Origin of the sequence: Bradyrhizobium sp. 215_C5_N1_1 (assembly GCF_052075935.1) — a bacterium.
Taxonomy (GTDB): Bacteria; Pseudomonadota; Alphaproteobacteria; order Rhizobiales; family Xanthobacteraceae; genus Bradyrhizobium; species Bradyrhizobium barranii.
The window spans coordinates 7,884,295-7,904,538 of sequence record NZ_CP197228.1 but is presented as its reverse complement, the minus strand read 5'-3'; the positions used below and the strand labels follow the sequence as shown (position 1 = coordinate 7,904,538).

24 protein-coding genes are annotated in these 20,244 nt (G+C 65.0%); 18 read left to right on the top strand and 6 right to left on the bottom strand.

What is annotated here, in order from left to right; genetic code table 11:
• Positions 1 to 22: 22 nt before the first annotated feature.
• A complete protein-coding gene (locus AB7G19_RS37855; protein ID WP_135214787.1) occupies positions 23 to 892 on the bottom strand; it encodes an energy transducer TonB family protein in 870 nt (289 codons plus the stop codon).
• Positions 893 to 1,071: 179 nt separating this feature from the next.
• Here AB7G19_RS37855 and AB7G19_RS37850 point away from each other — a divergent pair, with 179 nt between their 5' ends.
• The 5 genes from AB7G19_RS37850 (at position 1,072) to AB7G19_RS37830 (ending at position 5,099) form a co-directional block, all read left to right on the top strand.
• A complete protein-coding gene (locus AB7G19_RS37850) occupies positions 1,072 to 1,686 on the top strand; it encodes a nuclear transport factor 2 family protein (RefSeq protein WP_085398973.1) in 615 nt (204 codons plus the stop codon).
• Positions 1,687 to 1,950: 264 nt separating this feature from the next.
• Positions 1,951 to 2,376 carry a hypothetical protein gene (locus AB7G19_RS37845; protein WP_441268777.1) on the top strand — a complete coding sequence of 142 codons (426 nt, stop codon included), beginning with the start codon at positions 1,951 to 1,953 and terminating at the stop codon, positions 2,374 to 2,376.
• Positions 2,377 to 2,512: 136 nt separating this feature from the next.
• Positions 2,513 to 4,390, top strand: a complete 1,878-nt coding sequence (htpG, locus tag AB7G19_RS37840) for a molecular chaperone HtpG (protein WP_063985743.1) — start codon at positions 2,513 to 2,515, stop codon at positions 4,388 to 4,390.
• Positions 4,391 to 4,517: 127 nt separating this feature from the next.
• A complete protein-coding gene (locus AB7G19_RS37835) occupies positions 4,518 to 4,796 on the top strand; it encodes a DUF3551 domain-containing protein (protein ID WP_085398974.1) in 279 nt (92 codons plus the stop codon).
• Between the two features lie 33 nt (positions 4,797 to 4,829).
• Complete coding sequence (locus AB7G19_RS37830; protein ID WP_085398975.1) at positions 4,830 to 5,099, top strand: DUF3551 domain-containing protein; 270 nt, start codon at positions 4,830 to 4,832, stop codon at positions 5,097 to 5,099.
• 44 nt (positions 5,100 to 5,143) lie between these two features.
• Here AB7G19_RS37830 and AB7G19_RS37825 read toward each other — a convergent pair whose 3' ends face one another.
• On the bottom strand, positions 5,144 to 5,848 hold the full coding sequence (locus AB7G19_RS37825) for an SGNH/GDSL hydrolase family protein (protein ID WP_085398976.1): 705 nt from the start codon (positions 5,846 to 5,848) through the stop codon (positions 5,144 to 5,146).
• Between the two features lie 285 nt (positions 5,849 to 6,133).
• On the opposite strand from AB7G19_RS37825, the gene AB7G19_RS37820 reads away from it, so the two are divergent.
• The 5 genes from AB7G19_RS37820 to AB7G19_RS37800 all read left to right on the top strand — a co-directional run bounded on the left by AB7G19_RS37820 (position 6,134) and on the right by AB7G19_RS37800 (position 10,976).
• The gene (locus AB7G19_RS37820; RefSeq protein ID WP_085398977.1) at positions 6,134 to 7,948 is read left to right on the top strand and encodes a long-chain-acyl-CoA synthetase; all 1,815 of its coding nucleotides are present in this window, start codon (positions 6,134 to 6,136) and stop codon (positions 7,946 to 7,948) included.
• A 363-nt stretch (positions 7,949 to 8,311) separates the two neighbouring features.
• Entirely contained in the window at positions 8,312 to 8,557 is a 246-nt protein-coding gene (locus AB7G19_RS37815) for an acyl carrier protein (RefSeq protein ID WP_014491754.1), read from the top strand.
• Positions 8,544 to 9,926 carry a class I adenylate-forming enzyme family protein gene (locus tag AB7G19_RS37810; RefSeq protein ID WP_085398978.1) on the top strand — a complete coding sequence of 461 codons (1,383 nt, stop codon included), beginning with the start codon at positions 8,544 to 8,546 and terminating at the stop codon, positions 9,924 to 9,926. The genes AB7G19_RS37815 and AB7G19_RS37810 overlap by 14 nt, the downstream gene beginning before the upstream one ends.
• The gene (locus AB7G19_RS37805) at positions 9,919 to 10,641 is read left to right on the top strand and encodes an SDR family NAD(P)-dependent oxidoreductase (RefSeq protein ID WP_071909394.1); all 723 of its coding nucleotides are present in this window, start codon (positions 9,919 to 9,921) and stop codon (positions 10,639 to 10,641) included. Before AB7G19_RS37810 ends, AB7G19_RS37805 begins: the two co-directional genes overlap by 8 nt.
• A 125-nt stretch (positions 10,642 to 10,766) precedes the next feature.
• Complete coding sequence (locus tag AB7G19_RS37800; protein WP_094183850.1) at positions 10,767 to 10,976, top strand: hypothetical protein; 210 nt, start codon at positions 10,767 to 10,769, stop codon at positions 10,974 to 10,976.
• A 4-nt stretch (positions 10,977 to 10,980) separates the two neighbouring features.
• Here the strand turns inward: AB7G19_RS37800 and AB7G19_RS37795 are convergent, their stop codons facing one another.
• On the bottom strand, positions 10,981 to 11,358 hold the full coding sequence (locus AB7G19_RS37795; protein WP_085398979.1) for a hypothetical protein: 378 nt from the start codon (positions 11,356 to 11,358) through the stop codon (positions 10,981 to 10,983).
• Positions 11,359 to 11,581: 223 nt separating this feature from the next.
• On the opposite strand from AB7G19_RS37795, the gene AB7G19_RS37790 reads away from it, so the two are divergent.
• Positions 11,582 to 12,736 carry a DUF3095 domain-containing protein gene (locus AB7G19_RS37790; protein ID WP_085398980.1) on the top strand — a complete coding sequence of 385 codons (1,155 nt, stop codon included), beginning with the start codon at positions 11,582 to 11,584 and terminating at the stop codon, positions 12,734 to 12,736.
• Here the strand turns inward: AB7G19_RS37790 and AB7G19_RS37785 are convergent.
• The 3 genes from AB7G19_RS37785 to AB7G19_RS37775 form a co-directional block, all read right to left on the bottom strand.
• Positions 12,733 to 13,167, bottom strand: a complete 435-nt coding sequence (locus AB7G19_RS37785) for a DUF2147 domain-containing protein (RefSeq protein ID WP_085398981.1) — start codon at positions 13,165 to 13,167, stop codon at positions 12,733 to 12,735. The genes AB7G19_RS37790 and AB7G19_RS37785 overlap by 4 nt on opposite strands.
• Positions 13,168 to 13,273: 106 nt before the next feature.
• On the bottom strand, positions 13,274 to 14,659 hold the full coding sequence (locus tag AB7G19_RS37780; protein WP_085398982.1) for an MATE family efflux transporter: 1,386 nt from the start codon (positions 14,657 to 14,659) through the stop codon (positions 13,274 to 13,276).
• An 82-nt stretch (positions 14,660 to 14,741) separates the two neighbouring features.
• Positions 14,742 to 15,269 (bottom strand): GNAT family N-acetyltransferase, encoded by a 528-nt coding sequence (locus tag AB7G19_RS37775; protein ID WP_063985731.1) that lies wholly within the window; start codon positions 15,267 to 15,269, stop codon positions 14,742 to 14,744.
• A 232-nt stretch (positions 15,270 to 15,501) separates the two neighbouring features.
• Here AB7G19_RS37775 and AB7G19_RS37770 point away from each other — a divergent pair, with 232 nt between their 5' ends.
• The 7 genes from AB7G19_RS37770 to AB7G19_RS37740 all read left to right on the top strand — a co-directional run bounded on the left by AB7G19_RS37770 (position 15,502) and on the right by AB7G19_RS37740 (position 20,200).
• The gene (locus tag AB7G19_RS37770; RefSeq protein ID WP_063985730.1) at positions 15,502 to 16,098 is read left to right on the top strand and encodes a superoxide dismutase; all 597 of its coding nucleotides are present in this window, start codon (positions 15,502 to 15,504) and stop codon (positions 16,096 to 16,098) included.
• Between the two features lie 215 nt (positions 16,099 to 16,313).
• Positions 16,314 to 16,925: a permease gene (locus AB7G19_RS37765; protein ID WP_085398983.1), complete on the top strand. Its 612-nt coding sequence runs from the start codon at positions 16,314 to 16,316 to the stop codon at positions 16,923 to 16,925.
• Entirely contained in the window at positions 16,922 to 17,422 is a 501-nt protein-coding gene (locus AB7G19_RS37760) for a hypothetical protein (RefSeq protein WP_008138982.1), read from the top strand. The genes AB7G19_RS37765 and AB7G19_RS37760 overlap by 4 nt, the downstream gene beginning before the upstream one ends.
• Before the next feature lie 44 nt (positions 17,423 to 17,466).
• Positions 17,467 to 17,703, top strand: a complete 237-nt coding sequence (locus AB7G19_RS37755; protein WP_085398984.1) for a hypothetical protein — start codon at positions 17,467 to 17,469, stop codon at positions 17,701 to 17,703.
• A gap of 2 nt (positions 17,704 to 17,705) precedes the next feature.
• Positions 17,706 to 18,458 (top strand): metal ABC transporter ATP-binding protein, encoded by a 753-nt coding sequence (locus tag AB7G19_RS37750; protein WP_071909401.1) that lies wholly within the window; start codon positions 17,706 to 17,708, stop codon positions 18,456 to 18,458.
• Between the two features lie 6 nt (positions 18,459 to 18,464).
• A complete protein-coding gene (locus AB7G19_RS37745; RefSeq protein ID WP_085398985.1) occupies positions 18,465 to 19,334 on the top strand; it encodes a metal ABC transporter permease in 870 nt (289 codons plus the stop codon).
• A 2-nt stretch (positions 19,335 to 19,336) separates the two neighbouring features.
• Entirely contained in the window at positions 19,337 to 20,200 is an 864-nt protein-coding gene (locus tag AB7G19_RS37740; RefSeq protein WP_085398986.1) for a metal ABC transporter solute-binding protein, Zn/Mn family, read from the top strand.
• Positions 20,201 to 20,244 lie beyond the last annotated feature (44 nt).

Below are 20,244 nucleotides of genomic sequence, written 5' to 3'. Positions count from 1 at the left end.
CAGAGAGTTGTTCTGTTCTGCTTCAGCAGCCGCGGCAGATGCTGCGAAGCATGGAATTCAGCTTGGTATCGTCTGGCCCAGGGGACTTCGCATTCAGCCTGGCCTGGTCCTCGATCCAGGATTTGAGCAATTTTTCTCGTTCCGGCGACGGCCCTGGGTTTAGCCGCGTTCCGTCGAAGCTCATGAGGACGGTCACTCTCTGCAGGTCGTCCTTCGCCTCAGCGGGCGGTTTCGGGAATGGCACGGATCGCTCGACCATGGCGAGCGTTGCGGCATCTAGCGGCGCGAAGCCTGTGCTTTCTACCAGCACGTTCGAGATCAATTTGCCTGAACGATCGACCACGAACGTGACGCCGGTATCGCCCCTCTGACCGATCGCCTCCGGAGGAAATGCCCTGTGGCGCCAGACGTGTTGGGTGACCGTCTTGCGCCAGGCGGCCATGGGATCGGCCTCCGTGGAGGCGGGATCCGTGGAGGCGGGATCCGGCCTGCTCAGCACGACCCCTAAGGGCGGCACCTGAAATTGACGGCCGCTGAAGACAATCTGCACCGTGAAAGGGAACGAGTCCTCCTTGAGCTCCGAAGGTGGCGCCGGAAACGGTTCGGCGCGGGCGATGATCGCCAGCGCAGCATCGTCGAGCGACCGCGAGCCGGCGCTTTCAGCCAACGCCCGCGAGATCAACGTGCCCGACCGGTCGATGACGAAAGTGACTCTGGCCTTGCCGGTTTGCCCCCGTGCTCCAACTGGAAAGAACCTGTTGCTTGCAATATGTGCCGACAGCCCCGCCTTCCAGGCTTTGACGGTCTCGCTCTGCGGTTCAGTCTGCGCATGTGCGGGGAACGCCGCCAACAATCCGAGAAGCGCGGCCAACAAGGGGAATTTCATCTGCATCGGTGCGGATACTAATCGCGGTCAGGTTGATTGCAAGGCTCCCTACCCGTATCGCGCTCGCGCGGCTGTGGGCAATTCGAAGGGCTGGGAAGCCCGCTTGACGGCGGCCAAATTGCCTCGTTCATACGTCGGGTCGATGACATCAGTCGCGACCTCGAGCCGCCAGGGGATTTTTCATCATGGACCAGCAACTCCTCGACCGCCTCGCCATCCGCGACCTCGTCGAGAACTGGGCGGTGTGGCGCGACGCCGGTGACTGGGAGCGTTTTGCTACGGTCTGGCATGACGAGGGCTGGATGTCCGCCACCTGGTTTCAGGGACCGGCGCGGGATTTCATGCGGGTCAGTCAGGAGGGGTTTGCCAAGGGCGTGCGCATCCTGCATTTCCTCGGCGGCACCAGCATCGATCTCGCAGGCGAGCGCGCCATCGCGCAGACCAAGATGACGATCTCGCAGCGTGCCCCGGTGCATGACGTGCTCTGCGACGTCGTCTGCACCGGGCGCTTCTACGATTTCCTGGAGAAGCGGCATGACCAATCCGGTATTGGCAAATGGGGCATCGTCCGCCGCCAGCCGATCTACGAGAAGGACCGGATCGATCCGGTCGATCCCGCCGCAACGCTTCAACTCGACCAAAAAGCGCTCGCCGCACTGCCCGAAGGCTACCGCCACCTCGCCTACATGCAGGAGCTGATCGGCTACAAGGTCAAGCGCGACATGCCGGGCCTGATCGGCACTGAAGTCGAGAAGCTCTATGGCGAGGGGCGGAATTGGCTGGCGGGGAAGTCGAAGTGAACCGCAGACAAAAGTAAGGCGCGACTGGCATCACCACAGTCGCGCCCTACGTCGCCGGCTTATGGGGCAGGGGGGAATAGCCGGCTGTTGAGACGACTCTCGGGCCTGAGAGTCGTTCCAGGCGGGTGAAAATTTTTTTGTGCGGCCTTTTTATGCGCCCTGCCGTGAATTTCGCACACGGTTAAGTGATCTTAACGGCTGAGAACTGCCGGTCCTCCCATCGCGTTGTTCCCGCGATCGCCATGGGGCGAGGGATCGACAGCCATGTTGCAGATGCAAAAGGTATTTTTGGGTGTTGTCGCGATTGCCGCGACGCTTGGTGCCGTCCAGGTCGGTGCCGTCCAGCTGGCCTCTGGCCATGATCTGGCCGACCGCTGGCAGGCGGTCGCCGACAGGCCCACGCAAGATGCGGGTCACAACGTCAACCGTTCCGGCAAGGCCGACCGGTTCGCCGACGTCAAGCAGGCCTCGGTTCCCACCCGCACCGTGTCGATGCGGCTGAACGATCTGGCCGAGACGTCGGTGCTGCTGCGGGTCCGCGCGGTCATCGAGACCGGCAACGCCAAGCCGCCGGTGCTGCTCCAGAACCGGAAGCAGGGTCCCAAGAGGCCGACGATTGCCTGCGAGCCGATGGTCAGCTCCCTGACCGAGGTCGCAAAGCTGCTCCAGCCCGGCCGCTGTGTGACCTGATTCGTCTTCGCCGCCCTTGGCCGCCACGGACAAATCGCCTTCCCGCCGGGAGGGCGATAGTTCACGTCCACTTGATCCCCTATCCCCTCGCGTTATATCCCGGGTTTCTTTCCCCTTTGATTGACCGGGTAAACGCATGACGACGTCAGATACGGCCGCGCATACGCAGCCTTTCCAGGCCGAGGTTTCCGAGCTTCTGCACCTCATGGTGCACTCCGTCTATTCCGAGACCGACATCTTCCTGCGCGAGCTCGTCTCCAACGCATCGGACGCCTGCGACAAGCTGCGCTATGAAGCCATCGCCAGCCCGGCGCTGCTGGGCGAGGGCGACGCGCTCAAGATCCGGATCATCCCCAACAAGACGGCCGGAACGCTCACGATCGCCGACAACGGCATCGGCATGGAGCGCCAGGAGCTGATCGACCATCTCGGCACCATTGCCCGTTCCGGCACCAAGGCGTTCGTCTCGAAGCTGAAGGAGGCCAAGGACGGCCTCGGCCTGATCGGCCAGTTCGGCGTCGGCTTCTATTCCGCCTTCATGGTCGCCGAGAAGATCGTCGTCGTCAGCCGGCGTGCCGGCGAGAGCGACGTGTGGAGCTGGACGTCCTCCGGCGGCTCCGGCTTCGAGATCGCGCACGCAAGCGATGAGGAAGTGGCGCGCGTGGCACGCGGCACCGAGATCGTCCTGCACCTGAAGGACGACGCCAAGAAGTATCTCGAGACCTACGAGATCGAGCGCATCGTCAGTGCCTATTCCGACAACATCCTGTTCCCCATCGAGCTGGTGCCGGAAGAGGGTGAGCCGCGCCAGATCAACTCGGCGAGCGCGCTGTGGCAGCGCTCCAAGTCCGAGCTGACGGCCGAGGACTACAAGAAGGCCTATCAGCAGATCGCCTCCGCCTTCGACGATCCCGCGATGACGCTGCACTACCGCGCGGAAGGCCGCTATTCCTACGCCGTGCTGCTGTTCGCGCCGTCGACGAAGCCGTTCGACCTGTTCGAGCCGAACCGCAAGGGCCGGGTGAAGCTTTACGTCCGCCGCGTCTTCATCACCGACGATGCCGATCTGCTGCCCGGCTATCTCCGCTTCATCCGCGGCGTGGTCGACAGCGAAGATCTCCCGCTCAACATCTCGCGCGAGATGCTCCAGAACAATCCGCAGCTCGCGCAGATCCGGAAAGCCGTGGCGACCCGAGTCGTTTCCGAGCTGGAAAGCCTTGCCGACAAGGACCCGGAGAATTTTGCCAGGATCTGGGACGCCTTCGGCGCAGTGCTGAAAGAAGGCATCTACGAGGATTTCGAGCGGCGCGAAAAGCTGCTGTCCTTGTCGCGCTTCGCCACCACCTCGGGCGAGAAGCGTTCGCTGAAGGACGTCATCGCCGGTTTCAAGCCGAACCAGACCGAGATCTACTATCTCGTCGGCGACAGCATCGAGCGGCTGAAGTCCAATCCGCGGCTGGAAGCCGCGACCGCGCGCGGCATCGAGGTGCTGCTGCTGTCGGATCCGGTCGATGCCTTCTGGACCTCGATGCCATCGGAGTTTGACGGCAAGCCGCTGAAATCGCTGAGCCAGGGCGATCTCAATCTCGACCTGATCCCGCGCACCGACGAGGCCGACGAGGCGAAGAAGGACGAGCCGCAAGCCGACGAGGCCGCTACCATCGCGGTGATCAAGGCCGCGCTCGGCGAGCGCGTCAGCGACGTCAAGGTCTCGACGCGCCTCACCAGCTCCGCCTCCTGCCTCGTCGCCGACAGTCAGGGCCCGAGCCGCGAGCTCGAGCGCATCCTGTCGCAGCAGAACCGCGGCATGCGCACCAAGCCGATCCTCGAGATCAATCTGCGCCATCCGCTGGTGACGGCGATCACCGGGGCGCAGGCCGGCTCCAGGGCGGTCGACGATCTCAGTCTGATCCTGCTCGAACAGGCGCAGATCCTGGACGGCGAATTGCCCGAAGACCCTGCCGCGTTTGCGGCAAGGCTCAACCGGCTGGTCCTGCAGGGGCTGGGCGGGTAGCGCGCGCAGCGCACCCTGCTCACCTTGCCGTCATCCGCCGGAGGAACAGTCGCCTCCGGCGTGGTGTTATGCCATAGGAGGACGTCGGCATCAGATCCGACGCCGCCATCGATTCGAGGATGTCTCCATGCGCCTGCCTGTCCTGACCCTCACCGCGATTGCCACGCTGTTCGTGGCGGCAGATGCCGAAGCCCAGACCTATGATCCGCGCTATCCGGTGTGCATGCACGTCTATACTTCGGGCGGCCGGGGCGGTGGCGGCGACTATTACGACTGCTCCTTCACCTCGATCCCGCAGTGCCGGGCCACGGCGTCGGGCCGCGCGGCGAGCTGCGATGTCAATCCCTATTACGCCTACAACGAACCGCCGCCGCCCCCGCGCAAGCGTCACAAGAAGGTGCAGTAGTTGTTCGCGATGCGGCACGCAGCAACATCCCTCATGCGTTTCTCATCCGGCCTGATCATCACCGTCGGCGCGCTGACCGCAGCTGCGCCGTCGCATGCGCAGACCTTTGATCCCAGCTTTCCCGTCTGCATGCACGTCTATTCCGGCGCGAACGGCGGCGGCGGGGAGTGGTACGATTGCTCCTTCACGTCGCTGCCGCAGTGCCGCGCCACGGCGTCGGGCCGCGCCGCGACCTGCGATCTCAATCCGTATTATCCGGTCAACGTTGCGCCGCCGCGCCCACGCTACAGGCGAAGCGGCTAGCGCCCACCACCCGTTCAGCTGCGAATCCGGCGGAGCATGCAGAACTAGGTGCCGTGAGGCGCCTTGTTGGCAGCCGCGAAGATCGCGTCGGTCAATTGCCAGGTCATCTTGTCCGTGGTCCAGTCGCTGGCGTGCAGCCTGGTGTCATCGCCCGGGTCGACCAAATGGTCGAACGAGATCCTTGCGACCTCGTGCCAGCTCTTCATCAGCGCGAAGCGGCGGAAGACGTTGACCTGTTTCTCGTACGCGATCTGGCTGATCGCCTCGACCATGGCGTCCGCTTTCTGGTGCTTGGCCGGTGTCAGCACCGCAGGCACATATTGAAGGTCCATCAGGATCACGTCGATCCGCTTCGCGCCGAGCAGCTGGTCGACACCCTCACGAATGGCCTTCGTGGTGTCCGCAAACGAGGGACCGTCGGCTTGCCACACCGAATTGGTGCCGACCTGCCAGATGACGAGATCGGGATTGAGATCGAAGACGTCGTGCTCGAACCGCTTCAGCTCCAAAGGAGCGTCTTCGCCGCCGACGCCCCGGTTGATCACCTCGATTCCGACATTTGGAAATTTGATCCGAAGATCCGCCAGCAGCCGTTGCGGATAGGGAGCGATGCCTCCTTCGCCCGCCGTGGTCGACGAGCCGATCGCAACCACTCTGGCCTGCCCACCCTTCACGCGGCTGCCGAAATTCTCCAGGCGCTGGTCGAACGGCGCGGCCTGGACCGGAAACTCTGACGGATCGAAAGCCACGGGACGCCTCCCTTTCGTAGCCATGACAACGCAGGGTAGAAAAGCATAGCCCGTTTACCAGGGAGCGCATAGCCTCGGCGAGGCCGGATCGCTACCCCGTCCCGATCCCCGACAACTCGATCACCTTGCACCAGCGATCGGTCCCCGCCGTCAGCACGCCGCCCAACTCGCCCGCGTCGGACGGCCAGAGTTAATCACGTACTAACCTGGCTTTACCTTGTCTCTTAACACCTGGGCAGGGCATGCGAGCTAAGCTTGGAGAAACAGCAGACACGTTCCGAAAGAATGGACGGCATGACCATCGGCGTCATCGAGCAACCGAAAGTCGCGCGCGCACCTTCGGCTTCAAAGATCTGGCTGAAGGCGATCGAGCTCACCGCACGCATCGAGACGCTGCCGGGCCGGCTGTTCGCCGACGTCGTTGACGATTGGGCGCAGCGTCAGCCCGATCGCACCGCGCTGGTCGCAGATGAGACAACGATCGACTACGCAGGCCTCTCGAAGCGCATCAACCGCTATGCGCGCTGGGCGCGCTCGGTCGGCGTGGCCAAGGGGGATACCGTCGCGCTGATCATGCCGAACGGCATCGACTATCTTGCCGCGTGGCTCGGCATCAGCCGGGTCGGCGGCGTGGTCGCGCTGATCAACACCAGGCTCGTCGGCCAGTCGCTCGCGCATTGCGTCGATGTGGCCAGGCCGTCGCATGTCATCGTCGCGCACGAGCTCATGGAAGCCTTGGACGGCGCGTCGCCGCACCTGAAGACAGAAGCAAAAGTCTGGACCCATGGCGATGCCCGCAGCGAGCGCGCGATCGACGTCGCACTTGTCGCGCTCGAGGACGGGCCGCTCTCGCCGGACGAGCATGGCGACGTGACGATCAACGACCGGGCCCTGCTGATCTACACCTCCGGGACCACCGGCCTGCCGAAGGCGGCGAGCATCAGCCACCGACGCATCCTCAACTGGGGCTTCTGGTTCGCCGGCCTCACCGGCGCCAGCCCGCAGGACCGGCTCTATGATTGCCTGCCGCTGTTCCACTCGGTCGGCGGCATCGTCGCGCCGTGCAGCATGCTCGCCGCCGGCGGCTCCGTGGTGATCGCGGAAAAATTCTCGGCCTCGAACTTCTGGCCCGACATCGTGCGGCACGATTGCACGCTGTTCCAGTACATCGGCGAGCTCTGCCGCTACCTTCTGAAGGCGGCGCCGTCCGAATACGAGAACCGTCACCGCCTGCGGCTCGTCTGCGGCAACGGCCTGCGCGGCGACATCTGGGAGGATTTCCAGGGCCGCTTTGCCATTCCGCGCATCCTCGAATTCTATGCAGCGACCGAAGGCAATTTCTCGCTGTTCAACGTCGAGGGCCAGCCGGGTGCGATTGGACGCGTTCCGCCATTGCTCGCGCATCGCTTTCCGGCGGGGCTCGTCAAGCTCGATCCTGATAGCGGTGCACCCTTGCGCAACGAAGAGGGCTTTTGCGTTGCCTGCGCCCGGGGCGAGGCCGGCGAAGCCATCGGCCGCATCGGCACCGCGGACGAGGGCGGTGGCCGTTTCGAGGGCTATACCGACGCGGGCGAAACCGAGAAGAAAATCCTGCGCGATGTCTTTGCCAAGGGCGATGCCTGGTTCCGCACCGGCGATCTGATGCGGCTCGACGACAAGGGTTTCTTCCATTTCGTCGACCGCATCGGCGACACCTTTCGTTGGAAGGGTGAGAACGTCGCGACATCGGAAGTCAACGACGCCGTGCGCGATTTCACCGGCGTGATCGATGCCACCACCTATGGCGTCAGCATCCCCGGCACCGACGGCCGCGCCGGCATGAGCGCCATCGTCGTCAACGAGGGGTTTGACATCGAGGGGCTGCCCGCCCATCTCGCGCAGCGTTTGCCGGCTTACGCCCGCCCCGTCTTCATCCGTATCTCCCGCGAGCTCGATGCGACCGAGACGTTCAAGCAGAAGAAGGGCGAACTGGCCCGGGAGGGCTTTGATCCGGGCCTGATAAGCGAGCCGCTGTTCATGCTCGACCCGAAATCCGGCGCCTACATCGCCTTGGACGCTGAGACATATGCGCGTGTCGTCGTTGGTACGATCAGGCTGTAACTCATGAGCACGTTGCCACGAGGCAGGTGCGCTCCCTCCCCCCTTGCGGGGGAGGGCTGGGGAGAGGGGTAGCCCCGGAAAAGGACTAACCGTCATCTCGGGTGTCGCAACAGAATTTGCCAGCGCCGAGAGAGTGTGCCGTGCGGCACCCCTCTCCCTGCCCCTCCCCCGCAAGGGGGGAGGGAATGCGAGCAGCGTGCTCACCTCACTGCAACACGCAGCAAAATCCGCCAGATAGGTCCAATTTTATCTGAATTGTCCAAGAAGCCATTTACTTCTGTCGGGTAAACAACACGGGCCTTGGGGAGGCGGTCATCAAGAGCCGCTGCAACACGAACCATCAATAACAAGAGTGAGCCAGCCATGTCGGTAAGGTCTAAGGTCATCGAAGCGATCCAGCAGATCGCCAAGGAGCAGCACGTCACGCTTCCTGCGCTCTCGGACGATCTGTCCCTGCACGAGACGGGTTTCGATTCCCTCGCCTTCGCAATTCTGGTGGCGCGCCTCGAGGACGAGACCGGCGTCGATCCCTTCACCATTTCTGAGGACGTAGCGTTCCCCGCCACCGTGGGCGATTTCGTGCGGGCCTACGAAAATGTCCCCGCGTGAGATTTTCGCGCTTCGCGACTATCTAAGCCCGGAGCTCAAGAGCCGCACGATCTCCGACGCCCATCATGTGGTGTCGCTGACGGACGTCCTGGGGCATACGGTCCTGGGCGGCCGCCTGCGTGAGCTGGCGGGCCGATCTGTCCTGCTGAAGCTGTCGGACCAGCTCAAGTCGGGCCTCGCCATGATCGAGCTCGACGGTGTCGCGCGGCGCATGCTGCTGTGCCCGCCCGATCTCAATCCTGACCACCTCGACGCGCTGATCGCGGACGCCGAGATCGATGCCGTTGTCACCGATGAGCCCGCGCAGTGGGCCGCAAAGACAATCGCGCTCGCCGTCACCGCGCAATTGCCGCTTCAGGCCGCCACGCCGGCCAGGACCGAACGCGCCACGGAATGGCTGATGCTGACGTCCGGCACGTCGGGCGTACCAAAGATCGCCGGCCACACGCTGGAAGCACTGACGGGCGCCATCGTCGCCGAAGGTCCTGCGCGCGGACTCGCGCCGGTCTGGGCGACATTTTACGACATTCGCCGCTATGGCGGTCTGCAGATCTTCCTGCGCGCCATCCTCTCGGGCGGCTCGATGGTGCTGTCCGATCCGCACGAAGCGCTCGGCGACCACGTCGCGCGGCTGAACACTCGCGGCGTCTCCCATATCTCCGGCACGCCATCGCACTGGCGCAAGCTCTTGATGAGCGGCTCGGCCGCACAGTTCGCGCCGGGATACGTCCGTCTGTCCGGCGAGATCGCCGACCAGGCGGTGCTCGACGGCCTGAAGGCCGCGTTCCCCAATTCCTCCGTCGGTCATGCCTATGCCTCGACCGAGGCAGGCGTCGGCTTTGCCGTGAATGATGGGCTGGAGGGCTTTCCGGCCGATTATCTCGGCAACCGCAACGGTGTCGAGATGAAGGTCGTGGATGGCTCGCTGCGCATCCGCTCGACGCGCACGGCGCATGCTTACATCGGCCGCAATGTAGCCGCGCTGACTGATGACGACGGGTTCGTCGACAGCGGCGACATCGTCGAGTTGCGCGGCGACCGCTATTATTTCGTCGGCCGCCGCGGCGGCATCATCAATATCGGCGGGCTGAAGGTTCACCCCGAGGAGATCGAGGCGGTCATCAATCGTCATCCTGACGTGCGGATGTCGCGGGCGAAATCGCGCCGCAGCCCGATCACCGGCGGCATCGTCGTCGCCGACGTGATCCTCGCCGACGGCACCGATCAGGCGCGGGCAAAGGAGATCCGCGACCAGATCCTGGATCGGTGCCGCGCGCAGCTCGCTTCTCACAAGGTGCCGGCGGTGATCCGCTTCGTCGAGGCGCTCGACGTCACTCCGGCCGGCAAACTGGCGCGCACCGATGCATAATGTCCTCGTCACCGGCGGCAGCCGCGGCATCGGCCTTGCGATCGGCAAGCGGCTGGCTGATGCCGGCTATAATGTGATTGCGGCGGCACGGCGCGAGAGCGAAGAGCTCAGGGCGGCGATCGGCCTCTCCGAAGGGCGCCTGCATTTCCGCGCCTGCGACCTCGCCGTGATCGACGCGATCCCGGCCTTCGCGAAGCTTATCCGCGACGAGTTCGGCCCGATCTACGGCCTCGTCAACAATGCCGGCCTCGGCACCGAAGGCCTGCTCGCCACCATGCACAATTCCGAAATCGAGGCGCTGGTGCAGCTCAACGTGCTGTCGCCGATCATCCTCTCCAAATATGTCGCGCGCCAGATGATGGCCGACGGCGCCGGCCGCATCATCAATATGTCCTCGATCATCGCGACCACGGGCTACAACGGCCTGTCCGTCTACGGCGCGACCAAGGCCGCCGCCACCGGCTTCACCCGCTCGCTCGCGCGCGAGGTCGGCAAGCTCGGCATCACCGTGAATGCGATTGCGCCGGGCTTCATCGACACCGAGCTGACCCACAATCTCTCCGACGAAGGACGCAAGCGCATCGCCGGCCGCAGCGCGCTGCGTCGCCTGCCGGAGACCGATGATGTCGCGCGCATGGTCGAATATCTCCTCGGCGAGGGCGGTCGCAACGTCACCGGCACCGTGTTCACGATCGATGCGGGGAATACGGCGTAAGCGGAACTCCGCCGCCACAATTGAGTTGATCCGGGCGATGACATCAAGCCGGAATTGGTCGTAAGATGCCCCGCAATCGGTTGGGTTATGTCAATCGATCTGCCCCAATCGACAGGGAGCAGTCCATGGCCACTTCAAACATGACCGCTTCAAATCAAGCCCGGATCGAGGAGCCTCGCGCGAAGCCGGACGATGTCCATTGCCCCCCGATGACGCATCAGAATTCCGGCGGACACGGTCATGAAATGTATCCGCAGCAATTCGTGCGCCTGGTCGGCTGCCACGACCTCTCTCTCGACGCCCTGCGCAAGCGCGAGGCCGAAAAGCTGCACTAGGCGTTCACTTCGGCAGGTCAATCCGCTCGCGTGAAAATTCCGGCGGCCCTTCGGTCAGGCGGCGGATGCGGCGTTCGCGTTCGTCCGTTGGCAATGCGGGGTCGAGCAGCCGCTCGATCTCGTGCACGGCCAGCGCCTCGATCTTGGTGGCGTCGGATGCGACCGGCTGGGCCGACGAGAATGCCGGGGGCGCGACCTTCAGGCCCAGTTCGACCAGCTTGCAGATCGCAGCCGAACGCGACAAGTGATGAGCTTCAGCCCAGGCGTCGACGGCCGCGGTCAGTCCTTCCGGCATCTTCACCGCGCTGAGCGGATCGAGCCCCGTACGCCGGTGCACCGGAGCGGTCGAGTCCTTGTTGTCGAAGTCGGGCACTTCGATCATCCCATCAATCTCTGGAGATGCCCCGACCATAGCCGCTCTTCCGGCCGGCTGTTTGACGCCGATCAATGACGGATCGCGCCATTTGCGCCGGCGCGATCTTGTTGTCCGGGTGCATTTCGGCCAATGATCGGGAATCGAAAGAGGGGCGCCGGCCGGCGAACCCGGATCGATCCTGCCTCGTATCTTTCCTCGGACGCGCTTCCCAACCATCCGGCATCACCCGATGACATCAGGCGAATCCTTCTACGGCGGCATTCCCGTCTTCCGCGGCTTCACGAGCCTGATGGACCCCGCGCTCTATGCGCCGCTGCCGGATGATTGGAACATCGGCGTCGCCGATATCGTCGATTCCACCAAGGCGATTGCGGCGCAGCGCTACAAGGCGGTCAACATGGCCGGTGCGGCCGTGATCGCGGCGGTGACGAACGCATTGGAGGGGCGCGAATTCCCCTTCGTGTTCGGCGGCGACGGCGCGAGCTTTGCGGTCGCGCCTTCTGATGTCGAACGCGCCCGCGAGGCGCTGGCCGCGACCGCGACCTGGGTGCGGGAAGACCTCGATCTGAAGATGCGCGTCGCGCTGGTGCCGGTGAGTGCGATCCGCGCCCAAGGGCTCGACGTGCGCGTCGCGCGCTTCGGTCCGTCGGCCAATCTGTCCTATGCGATGTTTTCCGGCGGCGGGCTCGCCTGGGCCGACGCCGCCATGAAGCGCGGCGAGTTCGCGGTCGCCGAGGCGCCCGCCGGCACGCAGCCCGATCTTTCCGGCTTGTCCTGCCGCTTCGAGGTGATGCCGTCCGCGCGCGGTCTGATCCTGTCGGTGCTGGTGATGCCGGCGCGCGGTGTCGATCCGCATGCTTTCCGCAAGGTGATCGAGGACATCATTCATCTCGTCGAGCGCAGTCCGGATGGCGGCCGCCCGGTGCCGCCGCAGGGGCCGCCGCTGAAATGGCCGCCGCAGGGGCTGGAATTCGAAGCCCGCACCAAACGCGGCGGTCCGCTGGTCGCGCGCCGCGCCCGCGTGCTGGCCTACACGCTGTTCGTCTATCTGATCATGCGTTTCGACCTCAACGTCGGCGGTTTCGTGCCAAACGTCTACAAGCGCCAGGTGGTCGAGAATTCTGACTTCCGCAAATATGACGACGGCCTGCGCATGATCCTCGACTGCACCCCGCAGCTCGAGCGCGCGTTGAGCGACCGTCTCGCGGCTGCGGCGCGCGACGGCGTCGTGCGCTACGGCCTCTACCAGCAGGACGCCGCGATGATGACCTGTTTCACGCCATCAGCCCTGCGCAGCGACCACGTCCATTTCATCGACGGCGCGCGCGGCGGCTACGCGTCGGCGGCAACGGCGTTGAAGGCGATGATGGCAGGCGCGAGCTAGCGTCCCGCGCGCGTCCAGGTCTCGCCGCCGCAGAGCGCGCCGACGCAGCCTTCGACCCGCAGCGAATCCGCACCCGTCACGGAGACGTTGCTCGCATAGGTGCTGCCGTCATCGGCATTGTAGATCTGGCCCGACCATTTGTTCGGCCCTGAGGGCTCCATGCCGCTGAACAGCGGCAGGCCGATCATCGCGCGTTTGGCGAGCGCGGGATTGGGATTCTTGCTGTCGGTCGCAGGCTGGCCAGTCGCGGTGTCATAGGGCTCGCGCAGCCAGACGATATGGCCGCAGATGCCGCCGCCGCATTTGCTGATCTTGACGCGCGCATCGCCGGCCTGAGTCAGCCAGGTCCCATCGGCGCTCTGCGCGTGGGCGGCAGTCGCACCAAACAGCGTAGTCAGGATGACGGAAAGGATGGCGAATCTGCCGAACATAGAGAGCCCCCGAAAATGGAGGCGCCTCCATAGCAGTCCGGCAGGATAGTGCAACGCTGGATGGAATCACATTCCTGCGTTTATCTGCCCGCTTATTTGCCTGCGCTCATTTGCCCCAGCGGGCGAAGGCGACCGAGGCTGCGGTCGAAAGTCCGAACACGACCATGGCGCCGCCGACCAGTGCGAACAAGGTCCAGGCCGGCGCCTGCGCAGTCATTAGACCGACGCCGCCGATCGCGACGATCAGCAGCCTCGCCGTGGAAGCCAGCACCGGACCGCCGACGCGCGCCGCGCCTTGCGAGGAGAAGTACAGCGACACGCCCATGCCGAAGAACGCGAAGGCCGGGCCGGCCCAGTGGAAATAGCTGTGCGCCGCCGCGGCGACGCCGGGATCCCCGGTGAAGAGCGATACCCACAGCGCCGGATCAAGCGCGATGACGAGGCCGATCAGGCCGACGGTCAATCCCGAAGCCGCGGCTGCGGTCCAGGCGACACGCCGCGCGCGTTTCACATGTCCGGCGCCCATCGCCATGCCGACCATCGGCACCGAGGCGATGCCGAAGGCGAAGGTGATCGGGATCAGCAGGAATTCCAGCCGCGAGCCGATGCCGTAGCCGGCCAGCATCTCGGTGCCGAAGGTCGCGAGGATTTTTGTGAAGATCAGAATCGTGAGCACGGTCTGGAGCGGCGACAGACAGGCGACCGCGCCGACCTTGAGGATGTCCAGGAACATCGCGCGTTCGAAATGGAAGGCGCGGACCTTCAGCGGCAGCCGGCTGCGGCCGGACAGGAGATACCAGAGGAAGAAGATCGCCGCGCAGGTGAAGGCGATCAGCTGGCCGGCGGCGACACCGGGCATGCCGAATTGCTTCACGCCGAACAGGCCGAGCCCCAGCGTGCCGCCGAGCGCGATCTGGAGCGCGCTCGCCCCGATCAGCGTCATTGAAGGCAGGCGCATGTCGCCGGTGCCGCGGATCACCGAGGCCAGCGTGTTGACGAGCCAGATCGCGACCGCGCCGGAGAACAGCATTTGCGAATAGCCGCTGGCTTCCTCGAGCACGCGCTCGCGTCCGCCGAGCAGCGTGAAGAAGCTGCGGCCGAAAGCTAGCATCATCACCGTGAAGAACAGCCCGCCGCAGAGGCCGATGATGGCGGCATGCAGCGCCAGCGTCGCGGCGCGGTCACGATCGCCTGCGCCGAGCGCGCGGCTGATCGCGGACGAAACGCCACCGCCCATTGCGCCCGCGCTCATCATCTGCGTCAGCATCGCGAACGGAAACACTAGCGCGATCGCCGCCAGCGGAATGGTGCCGAGCCGGCCGATATAGGAGGTCTCGGCAATCGCAACCAGCGTGCTGCCGACCATCGCGATCATGTTGGGGATCGCGAGCCGCAGCAGTGTCGGCAGGATCGGCGCCGTCAGCAGGCTCGCAATGGGGGAAGCGACCGGTGCACGTGGCGGCGCGGCGTCTGCGGAGGCGTCGATCGTCATGTTCACCGGGCGGAATATTGGATGACGATCGACATCTTATCGGGCGCAGCATCTTCGCGCCAGTCCTCCCCTCACGCAGGGCTCACCAGGGCAGGCCGCATAGGTCGATGGTGCCCAGCGTCGGCGCGCGGACGATGTTGAAGACGTAGGGCGCCATGTAGTCGAAGCGGATCCGACCCTCCGGCTGCTCGCAATAGACCTCGCCCTTGAAGGGCAGCCAGCTGCGGGCCTCGTAGAACGCAAAATTGTTCGATTCGGAGAACAGCAGCCCGAAACGGACCGCCTCGTTGGCGCGCATGGTGTGGATGGCTGCGTCGATCGCCATGGTCGCGTAGCCGCGGCCGCGCCGGTCCTCGCGGGTGCAGACCCCGCCGATGCCGCCGATGTGAACCTTCTGTCCATTCCAGGTGACGGTACGGAAGTAGATGCCGACGTGGCAGACGAGGCCGTCCTCGGGCGTCTCGATCAGCACGCGAAGGTCGGCATTGGCCCATTTAACGTGGCTCCACGACGGCTTCTCGGCGGCGTCGCGTCCCCAGACCGCACTGAGCAGGGGCTGTGCGATCCGCCACGAAGCGTCGCCGTTCAGGATGTCGATCTCGATGCTCATTGCCTTCTCTTTCGCATCTCCGCGCCGTGGTGCGTTCGTTCTGCCATAAGCGCCTCAAAGGCAATGATATTTTACGGCCTGTCGAAGCGCGCCCCACGATGCGTCGATTTTATGCAATCCGGCCAATCGGCCGCATCACGCAATTTCGCAAATTGGCGGTATTTAACGGCGGTGGAACCTTCTATAAGAGTCCCCGTTAAGCCAGTTCCCCATCAGTCGCGGACAACAACCCATGACCTTTACGCTGCCCCCACTCCCTTACGCCTATGACGCCCTCGGCCAGTTCATGTCGAAGGAGACGCTGGAATTCCACCACGACAAGCATCATCAGGCCTACGTCACCAACGGCAACAACGCGCTTAAGGGCACCGAATGGGAAGGCAAGTCCCTTGAGGAGATCGTCAAGGGCTCGTTCGGCAAGAACCCGGCCGTGTTCAACAATGCCGGCCAGCACTACAACCACATCCACTTCTGGAGCTGGATGAAGCCCAATGGCGGCGGCACCAAGCTGCCGGGCAAGCTCGAGAAGAAGATCAACGAGGACCTCGGCGGCTTCGAGAAGTTCAAGACGGACTTCCAGGCGGCCGGCGTTGGCCAGTTCGGCTCCGGCTGGGCTTGGCTGCAGGTCAAGAACGGCAAGCTCGAGATCGCCAAGACCCCGAACGGCGAGAATCCGCTGGTGCACGGCGCTACCCCGATCCTCGGCGTGGACGTCTGGGAGCACTCCTACTACATCGACTATCGCAACCGCCGTCCGGACTATCTGAAGGCTTTCGTCGAGAACCTCGTGAACTGGGAATACGTCGAGTCCCTGTTCGACAAGGCCTGAGCCATCACACTTTCCGGGTGCGGCGTCGCCGCTCCGGGATGACGAACTCGAAGAGGCGGTCGCATGCGCGGCCGCCTTTTTGCTGTGCGGAATTCGACTGCTGCTTCGCATGGCCCTGCGCGAGATGCGCATCGCTTCCCATCATCGTACTGTTTGCATCGCATGGGCGGCGCCCTTAATCAGGATGGGCATCACCCTCGAGCCCACCGAGCCCGTTGTCAGAGCCTTCCCCGAACAATCCGGCGCCTGCCGAGGACGCGGAGTCCGAGCCGCGGCCGGGGCGTGTGCGCAAGCCGATCGGCTGGTCGACCATCATCATCGCGGTGCTGGTGGCGGTGAGCGCGGGCCTGGTCTGGCGGCGTGATGGCACAGACGGTGTCCTGGAGATTCTCACGCACGACCTCTCGCTGTTCGGCGGCATCCTGCCGCGCGTGCTGGCGGGCTGCCTGCTCGGGGCCTTCATCTCCGAAATCCTGCCGCACGAAAAAGTCTCGCGCTCGCTCGGGCCGAAATCGGGCCTGATGGGCCTTTTGATCGGCACCGCCTTCGGCGCGATCCTGCCGGGCGGACCCTTCACCGCCTATCCGGTGGCGAGCGCGCTGCTCGCTGTCGGCGCCGATTTCGGCGCCACCATCGCCATGGTCGTGAGCTGGACCCTGATCGGGTACGGCCGCGCGGTGGCCTGGGAAATCCCGATCATGGGCACCGACTTCACACTGTGGCGGATCCTGATCTCGCTGCCGCTGCCGGTGCTCGCCGGCGCGCTCGGCCGCTTCGTCTATGTCCGGATCTATCCGCAGCCGGCCGCGAAGGACGACGAGACTTGAGCGCGGCGCTTCTGATCGACATCCTGCTGTGGGGCTCGGTGTTCGGCGTCGGCCTGATCGCCTTCCGCCGCGGCCCACCGGTGTTCAAGGCCTCGCTCCGCGAAGGCTCCATGGACTTCATCAACATCGTGCCGCGCATTGCGCTCGGAGTGATCGGCTCCGGCTACATCGCCGCCATCATCCCGCAGGAGGTGATCACCGGCTGGCTCGGGCCGGACAGCGGCTGGCTCGGGGTTGCGACCGCCGTGGTCGCCGGCGCCGCCACCCCCGGCGGACCCGTGATCGGCTTTTCCATCGGCACGGTAGCGCTGAAGTCGGGCGGTGGGGTGCCGCAGGTGGTCGCCTATGTCGTGGCCTGGGCCCTGTTCGCCTTCCAGCGGGTGATTTTATGGGAAATCCCGTTCATGCCGGCCCGGTTCGTCTGGTTCCGCTGCGCCGTCTCGGTGCCGTTCCCGTTCGTCGCCGCCGCCATCGCGATGGTGATCGGCAAGCCCTGAGCCGGCCGTGGACAGGGGTAATGTTATAATATAACGTCGCTGGCATGGTTCCCGCCGCGTCCCACGCCCATCACCACGACCACGTTCATGACCATTCTCATGGCGACGGGCATTCGCATGGGCACGACCATACCCACGCCCATGTCCATGATGCGGCCTCGCCCCATCCGGCCCAGGACGCGCCTTGGTCGATCCTGCGCATGACCATGGCCGGCCGCCTCGCGGCCGCGCTTGCCGTCTGCGCCGTGCTCTGGGGCGTGGTCTTCCTGGCGATGAGGTGACCATGGCGGCCGTGCACTTCCATAATGTCACGCTCGGCTACGACCGGCATCCGGCCGTGCATCATCTCAACGGCGAGGTCGCCTCCGGTGCGCTGGTCGCCGTGATCGGCCCGAACGGCGCCGGCAAGTCGACGCTGTTGCGCGGCATCGTCGGCATCCTCCGGCCGCTCGACGGCAGCATCCATCTCGGCGGGCTCGATAGCCGCGATATCGCCTATCTGCCGCAGAGCGCGGAGATCGACCGCAGCTTCCCGATCTCGGTGTTCGACTTCGTCGGCACCGGGCTGTGGCGCGACGCGGGCCTGTTCGGGGGCATCGGCAAGGCTGCGCGGGAGAAGATCCTGCGCGCGATCGCCTCCGTCGGCCTCAACGGCTTTGAGAACCGCCCCATCGGCACGCTCTCGGGCGGGCAGATGCAGCGCATCTTGTTCGCGCGCGTGCTGCTCCAGGACGCGCGCCTGATCGTGCTCGACGAGCCCTTCAACGCCATCGACAGCAAGACCACGGCCGATCTGCTCGCGCTGGTGAAGCACTGGCACGGCGAAGGCCGCACCGTGCTCGCCGCGCTGCACGACATGGAAATGGTGCGCAACCATTTCACCGAAACACTGGTGCTGGCGCGCGGCCCCGTGGCCTGGGGACCGACGGCGGAGGTGCTGACGCCGGAAAACCTGCTGGTCGCGATGCGGATGTGCGAGGCTTTTGACGATAGTGCCACGGCTTGCGCCGAGGACGGACACTCGCGGGCGGCGTGATCGCAGATGATCTATGACGCGCTGATCGGCCCGTTCACCGAATTCGAGTTCATGCGGCGCGCGCTCGCCGCCGTGATCGCGCTGTCGCTGGCGGGCGCGCCGATCGGCGTGTTCCTGATGCTGCGGCGGATGAGCCTCGTCGGCGATGCCATGGCGCATGCGATCCTGCCTGGCGCGGCCGTCGGCTTCCTGCTCTCCGGCCTCAATCTGTTCGCGATGACGGCCGGCGGCCTGGTTGCAGGCTTTGCGGTTGCGATCCTCGCCGGCGTGGTCGCGCGTTCGACCGGGCTGAAGGAGGACGCCTCGCTTGCGACCTTCTATCTGGCCTCGCTGGCGCTGGGCGTCACCATCGTCTCGATCAAGGGCACCAACATCGACCTGTTGCACGTGCTGTTCGGCAACATTCTCGCGATGGACGACCAGACCCTGCTGGTGGTGGCCTTCAACGCCACGGTGACGCTGCTGGTGCTCGCGGTGATCTATCGCCCGCTGGTGATCGAGAGCGTCGATCCCCTGTTCCTGCGCACCGTCAGCCGCGCCGGCGGTCCCGCGCATCTCGCCTTCCTCGCGCTCGTCGTGATCAACCTCGTCAATGGCTTTCAGGCGCTGGGCACGCTGCTCGCGGTGGGCCTGATGATCCTGCCGGCGGGCATTGCCCGGTTCTGGTCGCGCGATCTCACTGTGATGATCTGCATCGCCGTCGTCGCTGCCGCCGTCTCGGGCTATGCGGGCCTTGTGCTGTCGTTCCAGACCCGCGTGCCGTCGGGCCCTGCGATCATTCTGCTGGCGACGGTGCTTTACATCGTCTCGGTGCTGTTCGGCCGCGTCGGTGGTATCGTCCGGCAGATGTTTCCCGGCCGGCATCTGGAAGCGTGACGATGCGGCGTCTCCTGCTTTGTGTGCTCCTGCTGATCGCCTCGCCGCTGCATGCGGCCGAGCGGCTCAACGTCGTCGCGAGCTTCTCGATCCTCGGCGATTTCGTCCGGACCGTTGGCGGCGATCGGGTCGACGTCACGACGCTGGTCGGCCCCGACAGCGACGTCCACGTCTACACGCCCGCGCCAAGCGATGCGAAGCGGATTGCGGATGCAAACCTCGTCATCGTCAACGGGCTCGGCCTCGAAGGCTGGCTGCCCCGTCTGGTGCAGTCCGCAGGAAGCAAGGCGCAGGTGGTCACCGTGAGTGCCGGCATCGTACCGCTGAAGCTCGGCTCGGCCGCGGACCCGCATGCCTGGCAGTCCGTCCCCAACGCCAGGATCTATGTGAGCGACATCGCCAATGCGCTGGCCGCGGCCGACCCTGACGACGCCGAGTTCTTCCGCGCCCGGGCAAAGGCCTATCTGGACAAGCTCGAAGCGCTCGACCGCGAGGTGCGGGAGGCCGTGGCGAAAATCCCGCCGGAGCGGCGCAAGGTGATCTCCACCCACGACGCCTTCGGCTATTTCGCCGCCGAATACGGTGTCCAGTTCGTGGCCCCCTTGGGGGTCTCCACGGAGACCGAGCCCAGCGCGCGGGACATCGCCGCCATCATCGGCCAGATCAAGGCCCAAAAGATCCCGGCTGTGTTCCTGGAAAACATCAGTGATGACCGTCTGATCCGGCGGATCGCGGCCGAGACCGGGGCCAAGGTCGGCGGGACCCTGATTTCGGACGGTTTGACCGGCGAAAAGGGGCTTGCACCCACTTACATTGATATGGTCAGGCACAATATAAAGGCCCTGACCAGCGCGCTTGACCACTAGGGCAGGGGGCCACCCCGCCTCGCGTCGCGCGGAAAAGCCCGACC